Here is a 13,346-nt window from a genome sequence, read left to right as displayed (position 1 = left end):
GCGCGCACCGTCCGCGCCGGTGGCGACTACGCGCCTTCGGAGCCCTGCGCGTGTTCGGCGTGCCAGTCCTGCCGCAGCTTCTTGGACGCTAGCACGGCCTTCGCCTCGGCCTCGATTGCAGCGTCGATGAGCGCGGTGCTGCGCAGCGGCAGCTGGATGGCGTACTCCGCCTTGATGCCGGCCTGCAGCTCACGAACCCGCTCAACCTCCGCGTCGACCTCGGCGCCGTACATGAGTGCCATGTTGCTGAGGTAGAGCCAGAGCAGGAAGACGATCACGCCACCGAGGGTGCCGTATGTCTTGTCGTAACTGCCGAAGTTGGCGACGTAGAAGAAGAATCCGAGGGTGGCGAGAGCCCACACCACAAGTGCGGTCAGTGCACCAACGGTCAGCCACCGGAACCGGTGCTGCTTCACGTTGGGCGTCGCGTAATAGAGCATCGCGAGGATCATCACGGCGAGGAACGCGATCACCGGCCACTTGGCAATATTCCAGACCAGAAGCGCCGTTTCGCCCAGGCCGATCACGCTTCCGACAGCCTCAGCAATGTCACCGCTCAGGACGATCATGAGCGCCATGAGGGTGAGGGTAATGAGCGAGATGACGGTGATCAGGAGGATGACCGGCTGGAATTTAAGGAACGGCCGACCTTCCTGCACGCCGTAGATCCGGTTCATCCCGCGCGAGAACGCCCGGACATAGCCGGATGCCGACCAGATGGCACCGACAAGACCGACGACGAAACCGAGGCCGGCCGCCGGCGTCCTGGTCAGGTCCTCGATGGGGCCCTCCAGGGTCTCGACGGTGTCGCGCGGAGCAATCTCGCTGAAGATTCTGAGCAGACCGTCGGTCACGTTGGTGCCCTGGTTGATGAGCGACAACAGCGAGACGATTGCGAGGATCGCGGGGAACAGCGCGAGAATTGCGAAGTAGGTGAGCGAGGCCGCAATGTCACCGACCTGGTCCTTGGTGAACTCACGGAAGGCACGCGAGTAGACGGCGAGCAGTCCCTTCGGGGTGAGCCTGGCTCGCCGTGGGGCATCCCGATCTGCGTCGGAGTCCTCGGCGAGTTCCTTATCGGACGGCGCAGCGGCGAGGACCGTGTCGTCGTCGTCGCGCGCGGCCTGCGACCGGTCGTCAGCGGTCGTCGCCATGATCGCCCCTCACAATGGCCAGAGTGGCGGCGACAACGATGCCAGCAAGTGTGACGGCGACAGCGATGAGCATGCCCGTCGACACCTTCTCGCGAATGGCCGAAATGGTGGACGCGAGGTCCTCGCGAATCTCCTCGAGATTGAGGATCTGTACCGCCTCACCCATCTCCGGACCGCGGTCTTTGCGGTCAGTGGGCAGCGTCATTCGCACATCGTTTTCGTCAACCATGCACTCACGATATCGGCACTCGAACACTTCGAGGTAGGGGTTGCGATCCGACCGGCATCCGCGGACCCGCGGCGCAAGCCCCTGTGTTCATCCCCCAGTCTCCCTAGTGTTGGGGGGTGCCTTCGATCTCCGTCATCATCCCCGTCTATAACGACGCAGAGTTGCTCCGTACATGCTTGTCGGCCATCGCGGCACAAACCCGGCCAGCCGACGAAGTGATCGTGGTCGACAATGCATCGACGGATGCCTCGACCGACGTGGCACGCCAGGCGGGCGCGCGCATCGTGCCAGAGCCGCACCGCGGGATCCTGTGGGCGACCACCGCAGGTTTCGATGCGGCAACCGGAGACATCCTCGCGAGACTCGACGCCGACTCGGTTCCGCCACCACACTGGCTGGAGCGTATCGAGGCGGACTTCCGGTCGCTGCCCGAAGCATCCGCCATCACGGGAACCGCCTCGTTCTACGGCGGCACCGCATTCTCGCGCTGGTTCGGGCGGTATTGCTTCCTGGGTGCGTACTTCACGCTCATCGCGTACCTGCTCGGCCACCCTCCCCTCTTCGGATCCAACTTCGCGCTCAGGGCCGATGCGTGGCAGCGGATGCGAGACGGCCTCCACCTGTCACGCAACGACATCCACGACGACCTCGATCTCAGCTACCGGATCAAGCCGGACATGCGCGTGGTTTTCGACAGTCGTCTGGGTATGTCGATCTCCGCGCGCCCATTCGGCACCGTTGCTGGCTTTCTCCGGCGGGTGTGGTGGGGGTTCGCCACGGTGTTCGTCAACGAACGAGAGCAGCCATTCTGGCGCCGGCGCGCACAGCGGCGCGCGGCCGGGCTCATCGGCGCTCCGCTCGCGCCCTGGAGAAAAGCTCAAGCAGGTCGCGGCTGAGTTGATGCGGCGCGGTCTCGCAGGGGCTGTGACCCGTGCGGTAGACCGCGATCGTTGCGCCGAGCCTCTGCGCGAACCGGCGATAAAGCCCGAGCGGCCAGAGATCGTGCATCCCCACGGCGACGAGTTTGGGAAACGGTTGAGCGGCGAGGGCGTCGGCCAGGTCGGGTGTCCTCGACAGCAGGCCCATGACCTGCCGATGTGCCTCCTTGCGGGTGAGCGCAAAACGCGCTCGCACGAACCGTAACCGGCCCGGAGGAACCCGCTGCACGTTCCACACGATCCCGAGCTTCATCAACAGCGCGCTCCCCCGCGCGTCGACGAAGCGATCGAGCCAGCCGATTCGTTTGATCGAGCGGTAGGCCCTGCCGGAAACGGGGGGCGTGCTGAGCAGGGTGAGACTCGAAATGAGGTCAGGCCGGCGCGCGGCGACGAGCTGCGCGACGACGCCGGCAAACGAGTATCCGAGGAGGTGTACGGGCGTGCTGCCCGCCTCGAGAAAAGCAATCAGGTCGTCCACGAACAGGTCATAGTCGTATTCGGGGCGAGGCGGGCGGAGGTTCTCCGGTCCCGCTTGCCACGATTCGTATTGCCCCGCCATGTCGAAGCTCTGCACGAAATACCCGGCCGAGACGAGCTGCGGCATCACGAACCGGAAATCCTCTTTCGAACCGGTCACCCCCGGGACGAGGACCGCTCGTTCTGTTGACGGGATCCCGGACTCCAGAGCGGCGAGCGGACCGCTTGGTGCGCTGAACGTCCAGCGGCGAGCGCCGGGTACGACGCGGTCCCAGTCCACGTCCGGCAGGCTCTCATCGAGTCTGGTCGGCAGGTCGCGCTCTGGCATGCAGACAATGTAGCCCGACAACGCCGTGCACCACAGGGCCAGTTCCGCCCCGGCGAGAGCAACAACGCGGTCCGCTTCCGCCCGGTTGCTTTCACGGTGCCACACTGTCCGCGGTTTGACCCCGCGTGCGACGCCGTGCAGACTGGCCGTTCACCGTCACCGGGTCAGCAACTGGCCCACGAGCTGAGGAGAAACCATGTCGAATATCGGCGACGATAACCCGGATGCCCCGGACGCAGCCCTCCTCGGACCCGGCAGCACCGCGACGGGCGGCGGAACGTCGCAAGGTTCCGTACCGGAAAGCGCTGAGGGCGAGGACCACATTCCTCCCCTGAACCGGCCGGACGTGAACAAGGACTCTGCCCCTGACAGCGACGCCGCTACGGACGCCGACGGCGCCTGATCACGCCAGTGCAGCGGCATCCGTTGTCAAGGCCTTGAGACCGGCCCGGGCAGCGCTTAGTGTGAAACTGTCCGACCACACTGTGGTTCGCAACGACAGAAAGCGAGAAGCCTATGGGACTCGGAGACAAGATCGGCAACAGCGCTGAAGAAGCGATGGGCAAGGCCAAGGAAGGCCTTGGCGGAGCTACCGACAACGAAAAACTTCAGGCTGATGGCCAAAAAGACCAAAGCAAGGCAAACCTCAAGCAGGCTGGCGAACACGTGAAGGATGCCTTCAACAAGTAGGCCAGTCGTGGCCCGGTTTCACCTCAGGTGGGACCGGGCCATTTGCATGCGTGGGCACCGCGCATGAACATTCAGATGTCGAGCGCCTCGCCGCGCTGCAGTCGCCTGCGGTCCTTCCGGGTGACGACCACGAGCGGGCCCTTCCGGAGAAAACGCGCGCGAGCGAAGAGGTAGAACCCGTACGCGACAAAGCCGCTCGCCACCACGACGAGCAGAGCTCCGCCAAGGGGGAGAAACGCGACAACCCGCAGCGCGCCATCGACGCCGCGCGCGGCATCCGGATCGGCAAATGCCGCGGCCCAGAGGAACAGCACGCCGGAGATCACGAGTGCGACACCCTTTGCCGTGTGCCCGATGAGCCCCAGCGTGACGACGACGTGTGAGCGGGCGCCGGAGAGCGGCTCGAGTTCCTCGCGGAAATTGCGCGAAAGCCCGCGGAAGATCAGGGTCCCGCCAACCGTGCCGACGAGCACACCGACAGCGACGAGCGCGAAGACCCCACCGGGGGTGTTGAGCAGGTCAGCACTGAGCGTTTGCGAAACCTCGGAGCCCTTGTGCCGGCCGCCGAGGGCATAGAGCGACGTCACCATGGCGATACCCGTGTAGCCGAGCCCCTTGGCGACGTTGGTCCACCGGCGAAGAAGAACGAGCCCCCGGTGAATCGAATAGACCCGCGCCGCCTCGCTGCCCTGCAGGATGGCGAGGCCGAGGAACGATGCTGAAGCCGCCCAGAGCAGGACGCTGCCGACCGGGGTGGAACCCACAGCGGTGAGAGCCCCCGACTGGTCGGCCTGGCCAGAGGCGCCCCAGGCGATGCCGATGGCGATACAGCCGATGAGAATGTGAATGATCCCGTTGGCGACGAGTCCTGCACGAGCGGCGATCCGCACCTTGGGATCGCCGTTCGCGCGCTCCGCGGCGTCCTTGATGCGCTCGCTCGCGGTGTCGCGAAGTTGCGTCACGCGATCAGCCACCGCTCCGTCGCTCATCGCGGCATCGTGGCGGGTTGGCCGTACCGCGGTGCCGGGAGCGAATGTGTCACACGACCATTCTCTCCCGTCTACCGGTACGTTCTCGCGATGACCCACTGACCGTCGTCCTGGATGGCATCCACGACCACGGATTCTCCCTCGTCGTCGGTGACCTGGAATCGCCACCCGATGCGCACGACGGGCGAGTGCGTGAGCAGCGGGTGAGCGAAATCGGGTTCGCCGTAGATCCCTGTCGGGGTGTCGGAGACCCGCCACCGTTTGTCTTGCCAGAACATTCGCAACGGCCGATCACCGTCGGTCCACACCGTCGCGGTTCGATCCCTCACGCCGTTCATTGTGACTCCCTGATGCGTATCTATGTTCGAATGTTAAGGAGCATAGACAGCTTTGTTGCGACACGCCAAGCGCTCTATGTAAAAAGTCCACCGACTCGCTCGCACCCGACGCACTTGCCTCCAGGGCACGGTCAACCGAGACTGGAAACCCATCCCCCACCCGGTACAGCTCCGCGGTGTTCCAGCTTCACTCTCTGCGAAAGGCCACACAGTGCGGATTCTCTTCATTCGGCACGGTCAGACCCCATCCAACGTGCGTGGCCTGCTCGACACCGCCTATCCCGGGCCGGGACTGACGGCGCTCGGCACTCGTCAGGCGCGCGCCATTCCCCGTGCGCTCCGCGCCGAGAACATCGAAGAACTGTTCGCATCCACACTCATCAGGACCCAGCTCACCGCCGAACCCCTCGCCGTCGATCGCGGCCTCGACACCCGCATCATCGATGGCATCCACGAAATTCACGCGGGATCACTCGAGGGACACAGTGATCACAAGTCGCATCTGGCGTACCTGGAAACCGTCTTCGCCTGGGCGGCCGGCGATCTCTCCCGCTCCATGCCGGGCGGATACGACGGCCACGAATTCTTCGAGAGATTTGACGGCGCCGTCGAGCGGGTAGCGCAGGGAGGTACGTCGACGGCGGCCGTGGTCAGCCATGGCGCGGCCATCCGCACCTGGGTCGCCGCTCGCGCCGCGAACATCGACGGGGATTACGCCGCCGAGCATCCGCTGTCGAACACGGGCGTCATCATCGTGACCGGCAGCCCGGTCGACGGCTGGAACGTTGTGGAGTGGGACGGGGATCCCATCGGCGGCCACGACCTCTTCGACGCCTCAGCGGATGACGCGACCGGCGAAGTTGTGGGCTGAGCACGGGGCACTCCCAGCACGGGCACTCCCAGCACGGGCACTCCAGGCCAGGCGCGGCGCCGGGATCACTCCCTCAAGGGCCGACCACCCGTGTCGATCTGCCCGTCGGCCACGAGCCACCGCACGCCGTCCGCGATCGTTGCCGCCGAGGTGAAGCGCGGCGCATAGCCGAAGTCAGTCGCTGCCGCCGCGATGCTCATTGACGGGCTGCGGGAGATGTGCTCGCGTGACGCGTCCGCGTGTTCCGGTGTCAGCGTGGCGAGGAATTCCTCGAGCGGGGCGAACCGGAGTCGCGGCTCGCGGCCGAACCAGCGCGCGGCGGTCTCTGCGATTCCGCGGAGCGTCATGGCCCGTTCCGACACCACATGGTAGCTCTTCCCCGCCACAGCGCCAGGGTGCTCGATCGCCTTGTGGAACGCCTGCGCGACGTCATCCGCGTGAACGTGGTGCACGGTCTCGAGCCCGAGATTCGGGAGGACCAGCGTCTCGCCGGCGGCGAGGGTCTCCCACACGCCGGTGTCGAAGTTTCCCTGCGCGTTGACCATGGGCCAGCCTGGGCCTGAAATGTGCCCGGGGTGCAGAACCGCGGTCCGCAGGCCGCCGTTTCGGGTTTCAGCCGCAAGGAGGGCCTCGATCGCCGCCTTGTTGATTCCGTAGTCGCCGATGGGGTTCCTGTCGTCCGACTCGCGGGTCGGCACGGAGACCGCCGGCCCGTGCACCCAGATCGTTCCCGCGCTGAGGAGAATCTCGACCCGCCCGCGGAGAGCCTCGACGAGTTGCGCGGCAGAACTCTCGGTGAAACACATCATGTCGACGACGATGTCGGCGTTGAGGTCGGCGACCGCGCCCGCGAACGTGCCGTCGGTATCACCGGCTTTGCGATCGAGTTCGACCCGCCGCACCTGTCGCCACGCGGCATCCTCTCGATACGGTGAGCGGATGCCGCGGCTCACCGCGATGACATCGTGGCCGGCCGCAACCAACCGGGGAACGAGAGCGCTTCCGACGTGGCCGGTTGCACCGATGACGACGATCCGTGGCATGTTCTGCACCTTCCGCTGGCAAGTGGATGGGGCGAGCTTATGCCACCGATGATCCCGGCGGCGGGGACGGTGACGGAAACTCCGGCCGGTACTCGGCGAGTGTGCGTCGGAAGTGCCGGTTCCCCAGCCAGAAGCACAGGACCAGGAAGACGACAGCGACGCCGAGTCCGATCGCGACAGCCATCAGTGTTGAGGACGTGAACACCATGGTGATCGCGGCGGTGAGAAGGCCGAGCAATGCCGTATTGATGAGGATGATGAAGAACATGGTGCTGCCGAGGAACTGGCTCAGGTTCCGCTTCGGCGTAAAGAAGTAATAGGTCTGCTGGACTCCGGCGAAGTCATCGTACGGGGACGACAGGAGCACCCTGCCGATATCGCCGTCGAGTTCCACATACGCACCTCGCAGCCGGTTCATGGCGACGACGTACATGAGATCCTCCATGCCGATGTTGATCACCCGCACCTGCGTGAGAAGGCCAACCAGAACGATGAAGGCCAGCACGCCAATGGCGAAAGCGATGAAAGCCTCCGAGAAGCCGGTGGCCTGGCCGACGAGCGCGAGGCTGACCAGCCCGGCGGAAACGAGCGTCAGGAGGATTCCGATCCGGGAGAGTACTTCGCTCTGTGCCGTGCCGCGCGCAGCAAGCAACCCCCAGTGCTCGGTTGCGAGCAACTGGGCGCGCACGCTCGGCGGGGCGGGCTGCTCGAAGTGCGGACCAGCCGCGTCCTCGGCCATGCCGCCATTCTCCGCCTGTTCCCCGCCTTTCGGTAGGAGGAAAGGCGGGCAAATAAAAGCTCAGGAGCCGCGGAGCTCGCCGCGGACTATCGAGTCACCCGAGTGGGCCGGATTCCCGTCGACGGGCTCCCGCGACACATCGACCACTGTGTAGCGGGACAGGTCCACACCCTCGGGAATCAGGAATGTGCCCGACTCGCCACCGAGCAGTCCGAGGCTGACCAGCCCGGACGTTTCGGGATCGATGAGCCACACCTCCGTCAGCCCCTCCCCGGGTGCCGCGACGTCCACGACGATGCGGCGCGTGCCTGAACCGGTCTCCTCGACGCGTGCCGATCCTGAAACGTCCCAATCGGGGAACGGTTCAAGCTCAGCCTGGGCCAGGAGTCGCGGATCATCGGGCCGGGAGAACAGCACTGTGCCTGCAATCCCCGCGATCAGTCCGACCACGAGCGCCGCCGCAACGAGCAGGGCTGTCACCGGGCGGGGCATCCCCCTGCGGCGTTCGCGCCGGGGCCGGTCGGGCGACGCGCCCCGTGAGGCCGTCTCTCGGGGAGGTTCGACGCTGCTAACCACGGGCTGTGTAGCGACGTCGCGCGGAACCGGTTCGAGTTCCGGCGACAGGTCGAGTTCTGCGTGGATCCGCTGCCACACGGAATCGGGTGGTTCAACGAGATCGGTGGCGTCGCTGGAGCGTCCCGCGCTCACGAGACGCTGCAAAGCGCTCAGCTCCGCGCCACACACGGAACAGGCATCGAGGTGCTCTCGCTGTGCGGCATCCGGTGTGACTTCTCCGAGGGAGTAGAGAATCAGCTCGTCATCATCGAGGTGCGTCATCAGCCACCTCCAATCGTGTGCGCAACTTGCCGAGACTTCGCCGGATATGACTCTTCACGGTGCCCAGGGGGATTCCTGTGGTCTCTGCGATCTCCGAGTGTGTCAGGTCGCCGTAAAACGCGAGCGCCATGACGCGCCGGGGAACCGGGTCGAGGCGTTCCAGCTCGTCGGCAATCATCAGCCGGTCGGCGACATCCACGATTTCGGGTTGTGCGCTTGTGCCCGCGGCATCCGCCCAGCTCTCCTCGATTCTTCGAAGGCGTGAGCGTGCTTCGAGCGCATCGGCGATGCGCCTGCGGGTGATTCCGACGAGCCAGGCGCCGAGCGACCCCTTGGTCTCATCGAAGGTTTCGCGACCGCGCCACGCTGCGATGAATACCTGTTGTGTCACATCCTCAGCGTCGGCATCGACGCCGAGGACCCGTCGGGCCAGGGAATACACGACGCGTGAGAATCGGGCGTATGCGTCGGCGAGCGCTCGCTCGTCACCCGCACTGAATCGCGCGGCGATATCGGCATCAGGGTGGTCCGTCACGTCGGTGTGTGACCTCTCGGTCCGGAGTCGCGGTTGAGACGTTGGAGTCGGTCGGTGCTCAGTTGAGCGCGCCGCCACCGATAGTCTCGACCATTCACCTCCCCGAGACCAGCCCCGCCCGTCGTCGAGCCGGGCTGGAGTGTGATCCGCTGACATCGCGTCCCGCCGTCGTGCCGTGCTGAATCCCGGCGGACGCCGGGATATGAGAAAGCGGGATGCGCCGCCGGAACCCAAGACAGAGGCACCCGGCCAGGATCAGGCGGACACACCCGCGCTCTCACAGGTACTTCCGCCTCAGCGCACGGTTTGGATGCACCCACGCTGAAATAGTGTGGAAGTTTTTTTGGCTATGGCGCTGGCTCTGCGACTGTCGTATGCTCCTTCGCGGGAGGCACCCATTCGGGGCATAGAGATGCCATGACAAAGGAGTGCCGAACATGAAAAAGAAGAACACAGTCTCCGCGATCGTCGCCGCCGCAGCGGCCCTGATCCTCGTCGGACCGATCGCGCCAGCGAGTGCGCACGGCTCCACACCCCCCACCGGCTCCATCGTCGACGTCGCTGTCGCGGCATCCGGTGGTGGAACCCCCGACAACAACCCGTACGACTACGATCTGCTGATCCAGGCGTTGGGAGCCACCGGGCTGGCACCGGTGCTCGCAGACACCTCGCGTCGGTTCACGGTCTTTGCACCGAACGACCGCGCGTTTACCCGGCTCGTGACAGATCTGACCGGTGCGGCGCCCGCGAGTGAGGCTGCAGCGCTGACGACGATCACGACAGCACTCACCACGGAACAGATCAGCAACGTCCTGCTGTACCACGTGGTGCCCGACCGCTCACTTGGAGCGATCGAGGTTCTCCTCTCCAAGTCCATCACCATGGCGAATGGAGGGGTGATCAAACCACGGCTGACCACGCTCCGCGACGAGAACACGAGTCTTCGCGACCCGCGCCTCATCCTGAAGCAGCTCAACATCCGCGCGAGCAATGGAGTTCTGCACGGCATTGACCGGGTGCTCGTACCCGCGGTTCTCTAACCGACGGGGCCCGAAGGCGGTCGACGCCCTCCTGGAGAGCGTCGGCCCCTTTCGGGCTGAGTATTACTTCGCCAGGGACTGGTCGTGCTCGTCGTGCGCCCGCTTGAGAAGCGCCATGAGTTCCGCCTCGTCGCGAACCCACTGACGGTACTTGGGCTGCAGGGAACGGATGGCCTCCTCCTCGACCACGAGCTGGGCGAAGATGCGATTACGCTCGCTCTGGTCGGCCGTGTATTCGAGGTCGACGTATGAGGTTGCGTGGCGGCGCGCTCCGGAGATCGCGGCATGCGCTTTGCCCTTCGGACTCACCATTGACGCAACGACAGTGACGACGAGTACGCCAAGGATGAAGGTCAGCGAGACGCCGGTGCTGATCTCGACAACGGGAACGTGCTCACCGTTGTTGATGAACGGCACGTTGTTCTCGTGCAGCGCGTGCAGGATCAGCTTGACGCCGATGAATCCGAGAATCGCGGCGAGGCCGTATGACAGGTAAACGAGGCGGTCGAGGAGCCCGTCAATGAGGAAGAAGAGCTGGCGAAGCCCGAGCAGCGAGAACGCCGTCGCAGTGAACACGATGAAGACGTCCTGCGTGAGTCCGAAGATTGCCGGGATCGAGTCGAGCGCGAAGAGAATGTCGGTTCCACCGATGGCCACCATGACGAGGAGCATCGGAGTGAGAACGCGCCTCCCGTTCTCGACAGTGAAGAGCTTGTCTCCGTCGTAGTGCTCGGATGTCGGGAGCACTTTCTTCGCCAACCGGATGATGAGGTTGTCTGCCTCGTCCTTTTCGTCTTTCTTCGGCTTGAGCATGTTGCCCGCCGTGAGCAGGAGGATGAGTCCGAAGAAGTAGAAAACCCAGGCAAACGAGTTGATGAGCGCTGCGCCGAGGAAGATGAACGCGGTGCGCGCGATGAGCGAGAACACTATGCCGAACAGCAGCACCTTTTGCTGGTCTTCACGGGGAACCCGGAAGCTCGACATGATGATCAGGAAGACGAAGAGGTTGTCGACAGACAGCGCCTTCTCGGTGATGTAGCCGGCGAAATACTCCGAGCCGGGGCCGGTGCCTCCGAAAATGAGAACTCCGAGGCCGAAAACTACCGCGATGCCGATGTAGATCGACGACCAGATCGCTGCTTCCTTGAGCGTCGGAACGTGGGCCTTGCGCACGTGGAAGAAAAAGTCGAACGCCAGCAGCGCCAGGATGAAGACGATAGTGAGAGTCCAGATCAGGGGTGATACCTGCACGGTTCTGCTTTCGTTCGAGGCCGGCAATCGGTGCGCGCACCGCGGAGTCAGGACAAGCCTACGCGGGAGGGGTCTCGGGGTTCCAGAACGGATGCCGCGGCCAGCGATGCACGCCACAGATCTGCAGCGGCACGATCAGCTGCTCGAAGCCCCCAACTGCCTGAGCAAGGCTGCGAACTGGGCGCGCTGCTGGCTGGTCAGCACCTCGAGCTCGTCCGCCTCGAGCCGAACGAGAGCGATCATCGCTGCATCGACGCGCGCCGTGCCCTCGGCCGTCAAACGCGCCAGGTTGCTTCTGCCGTCATTGGGGTTCGGCTTACGCACGATCAAACCGCGCTCGTGGAGGTTTTCCAGGCGGTTGGTCATCGCGGGAGTCCCGATCATGGTTGCTCGCGAGAGCGCCATCGGACTCATTTCGTGGGGAGGGTCGACGCGCCGAAGCGCGGCCAGGACGTCGAATTCCCAGCTGCTCAGATCCGCTCGGCGGAACGCCTCTGCCCTCAGTTCGTTCAGGCGGAGCGCGACGCGACGAAGGCGCGACATCACATCAAGCGGAGTGAAGTCGATCTCCGGGATGCGCGTAGCCCAGGCGTCAACGAGCAGGTCCACCTCGTCGTCGTCGTTCATACCGCCCACATCCCTCGAAGAACCCGCCGACGCGGTGATCCGCACAACGCCATGCGGTAAGTCTGCAGACTTCCCCATCCGCCGTGCAACCGGCACACCGAGTGGCATCGAGTTGGGGCCGCAAGAGACGCGCGACTGAGCCAGCCGCAACCGCGGCCAGTGCTCAGCCCCGGGTCTTTACGTTCCCGTTGATGATGGATATGCGGAGCTCGTCCAGCCGCGCCTCGAGCTCGTCCGGAATCTCTGCCTCGAATTCGCCGAATCCGGCGAGGCCCGTCGCCTCGTTGTCGAGGCCTCCCACATACGGCGTCGGGTCGAATTCGCCGGTGCTCGCCTCATCGATGATCGAGACGACCGCGTTCGTCATCCGTTTCTCAACGCTCGTCAGCGCAATGTCAGCAAAGTCGGGTGCGGTGACGGAGATATCGGAATCGACACCGATCAGCATTGCGCTGTTTCCGTTGTCACGGATCGCCTCGGCCGCAGCGACGAAGAGCGGGCCTGCGACAGGGAACAGTACATCTGCACCCTGATCGATCTGCACCTGGGAGATCGACTTCGCCTGCACCTGGTTCACGAAGTCGCCGACGAAGGTACCGACCTGCTCTTCGGCGTCCCACCCGGCGACCTTCGTCGGGGTCTGGTTCTCCTCCGCCCATGCCTGTGCCCCGTAGTAGTAGCCGTCCATGAACGACGTGACGGATTCGTTTTGGACGGCACCGAACGTGCCGATCGTGTGGGTCTTCGATTGGGCGGCTGCGAGGTAACCGGCGAGGTAGCTCGACTCGTCCATCAGGTACGTCACCGGCTTGAAGTTTGTAATCGATTCTTCGGTCTGGAAACCATCGACAGACACAAAGTTGATGTCGGGGTTCGCCGCAGCAGCGGCGTTTGCTCCCGCGTTGGCGTCGAAACCGACGCTGAAGATCAGGTTGCAGTCCTGCTCGATGAGGCTGTCGAGGCCCGGCGCGAAATCGTCGGAGGTGTCGGCCTCGAAAGCAATGGTCGCGACCCCCAGCTCTGCTTCGGCCCGGTCCAGCCCGTCGCGAACCTGCTCATTGAACGAGTTGTCGTTCCAGCCGCCAGCACCAGACACAGCACAGGCGAGGAAGTCTCCCGAATCCCCTGCGCCCTCCGGAGCGGCGCTATCGGGCGCCTGGCCACACGCGACCAGGGCCGGGAGGGCGAGAAAAACCAGGGTCGCCGTCGCTATTGCACGGGAGGAGCGGGAAGTCACAGGTATATCCAATCCGAAGGCAG

The 13,346-nt window shown here is 64.6% G+C and carries 17 protein-coding genes; 5 read left to right on the top strand and 12 right to left on the bottom strand.

Going from position 1 to position 13,346, the window contains the following annotated elements; translation table 11 throughout:
• Positions 1–26: 26 nt before the first annotated feature.
• Positions 27–1,154, bottom strand: a complete 1,128-nt coding sequence (locus AC1X6S_RS07265) for a YihY/virulence factor BrkB family protein (RefSeq protein ID WP_483405098.1) — start codon at positions 1,152–1,154, stop codon at positions 27–29.
• Entirely contained in the window at positions 1,138–1,383 is a 246-nt protein-coding gene (locus tag AC1X6S_RS07260; RefSeq protein ID WP_483405097.1) for a hypothetical protein, read from the bottom strand. The genes AC1X6S_RS07265 and AC1X6S_RS07260 overlap by 17 nt, the downstream gene beginning before the upstream one ends.
• A 116-nt stretch (positions 1,384–1,499) precedes the next feature.
• Between AC1X6S_RS07260 and AC1X6S_RS07255 the strand changes: the two genes are divergently transcribed.
• Positions 1,500–2,279 (top strand): glycosyltransferase family 2 protein, encoded by a 780-nt coding sequence (locus AC1X6S_RS07255; protein WP_483405096.1) that lies wholly within the window; start codon positions 1,500–1,502, stop codon positions 2,277–2,279.
• On the opposite strand, the gene AC1X6S_RS07250 is transcribed toward AC1X6S_RS07255, so the two are convergent.
• On the bottom strand, positions 2,227–3,126 hold the full coding sequence (locus AC1X6S_RS07250) for an alpha/beta fold hydrolase (RefSeq protein ID WP_483405095.1): 900 nt from the start codon (positions 3,124–3,126) through the stop codon (positions 2,227–2,229). The genes AC1X6S_RS07255 and AC1X6S_RS07250 overlap by 53 nt on opposite strands.
• 196 nt (positions 3,127–3,322) lie before the next feature.
• On the opposite strand from AC1X6S_RS07250, the gene AC1X6S_RS07245 reads away from it, so the two are divergent.
• Positions 3,323–3,529 carry a hypothetical protein gene (locus tag AC1X6S_RS07245; protein WP_483405094.1) on the top strand — a complete coding sequence of 69 codons (207 nt, stop codon included), beginning with the start codon at positions 3,323–3,325 and terminating at the stop codon, positions 3,527–3,529.
• A gap of 113 nt (positions 3,530–3,642) precedes the next feature.
• The gene (locus tag AC1X6S_RS07240; RefSeq protein WP_483405093.1) at positions 3,643–3,816 is read left to right on the top strand and encodes a CsbD family protein; all 174 of its coding nucleotides are present in this window, start codon (positions 3,643–3,645) and stop codon (positions 3,814–3,816) included.
• Positions 3,817–3,887: 71 nt separating this feature from the next.
• Here AC1X6S_RS07240 and AC1X6S_RS07235 read toward each other — a convergent pair whose 3' ends face one another.
• Positions 3,888–4,805, bottom strand: coding sequence for a DUF1206 domain-containing protein (locus AC1X6S_RS07235; protein ID WP_483405092.1), 918 nt, complete (start codon positions 4,803–4,805; stop codon positions 3,888–3,890).
• A gap of 71 nt (positions 4,806–4,876) precedes the next feature.
• Positions 4,877–5,134, bottom strand: a complete 258-nt coding sequence (locus AC1X6S_RS07230) for a hypothetical protein (protein ID WP_483405091.1) — start codon at positions 5,132–5,134, stop codon at positions 4,877–4,879.
• Positions 5,135–5,354: 220 nt separating this feature from the next.
• On the opposite strand from AC1X6S_RS07230, the gene AC1X6S_RS07225 reads away from it, so the two are divergent.
• Positions 5,355–6,014 carry a histidine phosphatase family protein gene (locus AC1X6S_RS07225; protein ID WP_483405090.1) on the top strand — a complete coding sequence of 220 codons (660 nt, stop codon included), beginning with the start codon at positions 5,355–5,357 and terminating at the stop codon, positions 6,012–6,014.
• Between the two features lie 65 nt (positions 6,015–6,079).
• Here the strand turns inward: AC1X6S_RS07225 and AC1X6S_RS07220 are convergent, their stop codons facing one another.
• From AC1X6S_RS07220 to AC1X6S_RS07205, 4 genes are read right to left on the bottom strand one after another with little or no spacing between them, the layout of a single operon-like run.
• Positions 6,080–7,057, bottom strand: a complete 978-nt coding sequence (locus tag AC1X6S_RS07220; protein WP_483405089.1) for an NAD-dependent epimerase/dehydratase family protein — start codon at positions 7,055–7,057, stop codon at positions 6,080–6,082.
• A gap of 37 nt (positions 7,058–7,094) precedes the next feature.
• Positions 7,095–7,796, bottom strand: a complete 702-nt coding sequence (locus tag AC1X6S_RS07215; RefSeq protein WP_483405088.1) for a hypothetical protein — start codon at positions 7,794–7,796, stop codon at positions 7,095–7,097.
• 60 nt (positions 7,797–7,856) lie between these two features.
• Positions 7,857–8,633 carry an anti-sigma factor gene (locus AC1X6S_RS07210; RefSeq protein ID WP_483405087.1) on the bottom strand — a complete coding sequence of 259 codons (777 nt, stop codon included), beginning with the start codon at positions 8,631–8,633 and terminating at the stop codon, positions 7,857–7,859.
• A complete protein-coding gene (locus tag AC1X6S_RS07205; RefSeq protein ID WP_483405086.1) occupies positions 8,617–9,168 on the bottom strand; it encodes an RNA polymerase sigma factor in 552 nt (183 codons plus the stop codon). Before AC1X6S_RS07205 ends, AC1X6S_RS07210 begins: the two co-directional genes overlap by 17 nt.
• Before the next feature lie 437 nt (positions 9,169–9,605).
• Between AC1X6S_RS07205 and AC1X6S_RS07200 the strand changes: the two genes are divergently transcribed.
• Complete coding sequence (locus AC1X6S_RS07200; protein ID WP_483405085.1) at positions 9,606–10,208, top strand: fasciclin domain-containing protein; 603 nt, start codon at positions 9,606–9,608, stop codon at positions 10,206–10,208.
• Positions 10,209–10,271: 63 nt separating this feature from the next.
• Here the strand turns inward: AC1X6S_RS07200 and AC1X6S_RS07195 are convergent, their stop codons facing one another.
• The 3 genes from AC1X6S_RS07195 to AC1X6S_RS07185 form a co-directional block, all read right to left on the bottom strand.
• Entirely contained in the window at positions 10,272–11,459 is a 1,188-nt protein-coding gene (locus tag AC1X6S_RS07195; protein WP_483405084.1) for a TerC family protein, read from the bottom strand.
• A 135-nt stretch (positions 11,460–11,594) separates the two neighbouring features.
• A complete protein-coding gene (locus tag AC1X6S_RS07190) occupies positions 11,595–12,086 on the bottom strand; it encodes a MarR family winged helix-turn-helix transcriptional regulator (RefSeq protein WP_483405083.1) in 492 nt (163 codons plus the stop codon).
• A gap of 163 nt (positions 12,087–12,249) precedes the next feature.
• Positions 12,250–13,323 (bottom strand): BMP family lipoprotein, encoded by a 1,074-nt coding sequence (locus tag AC1X6S_RS07185; RefSeq protein WP_483405082.1) that lies wholly within the window; start codon positions 13,321–13,323, stop codon positions 12,250–12,252.
• Positions 13,324–13,346: the final 23 nt, after the last annotated feature.

The organism is Mycetocola sp. Y442 (assembly GCF_056898615.1).
Note: the sequence above shows the minus strand (reverse complement) of the source record. Positions and strands in the feature narration are given on the sequence as shown.

Coding starts and splice junctions, on each gene's coding strand:
- AC1X6S_RS07265 (WP_483405098.1), bottom strand. CDS start 1,154: ATGGCGACGACCGCTGACGACCGGTCGCAGGCCGCGCGCGACGACGAC.
- AC1X6S_RS07190 (WP_483405083.1), bottom strand. CDS start 12,086: ATGAACGACGACGACGAGGTGGACCTGCTCGTTGACGCCTGGGCTACG.
- AC1X6S_RS07260 (WP_483405097.1), bottom strand. CDS start 1,383: ATGGTTGACGAAAACGATGTGCGAATGACGCTGCCCACTGACCGCAAA.
- AC1X6S_RS07245 (WP_483405094.1), top strand. CDS start 3,323: ATGTCGAATATCGGCGACGATAACCCGGATGCCCCGGACGCAGCCCTC.
- AC1X6S_RS07235 (WP_483405092.1), bottom strand. CDS start 4,805: ATGAGCGACGGAGCGGTGGCTGATCGCGTGACGCAACTTCGCGACACC.
- AC1X6S_RS07215 (WP_483405088.1), bottom strand. CDS start 7,796: ATGGCCGAGGACGCGGCTGGTCCGCACTTCGAGCAGCCCGCCCCGCCG.
- AC1X6S_RS07240 (WP_483405093.1), top strand. CDS start 3,643: ATGGGACTCGGAGACAAGATCGGCAACAGCGCTGAAGAAGCGATGGGC.
- AC1X6S_RS07210 (WP_483405087.1), bottom strand. CDS start 8,633: ATGACGCACCTCGATGATGACGAGCTGATTCTCTACTCCCTCGGAGAA.
- AC1X6S_RS07200 (WP_483405085.1), top strand. CDS start 9,606: ATGAAAAAGAAGAACACAGTCTCCGCGATCGTCGCCGCCGCAGCGGCC.
- AC1X6S_RS07220 (WP_483405089.1), bottom strand. CDS start 7,057: ATGCCACGGATCGTCGTCATCGGTGCAACCGGCCACGTCGGAAGCGCT.
- AC1X6S_RS07250 (WP_483405095.1), bottom strand. CDS start 3,126: ATGCCAGAGCGCGACCTGCCGACCAGACTCGATGAGAGCCTGCCGGAC.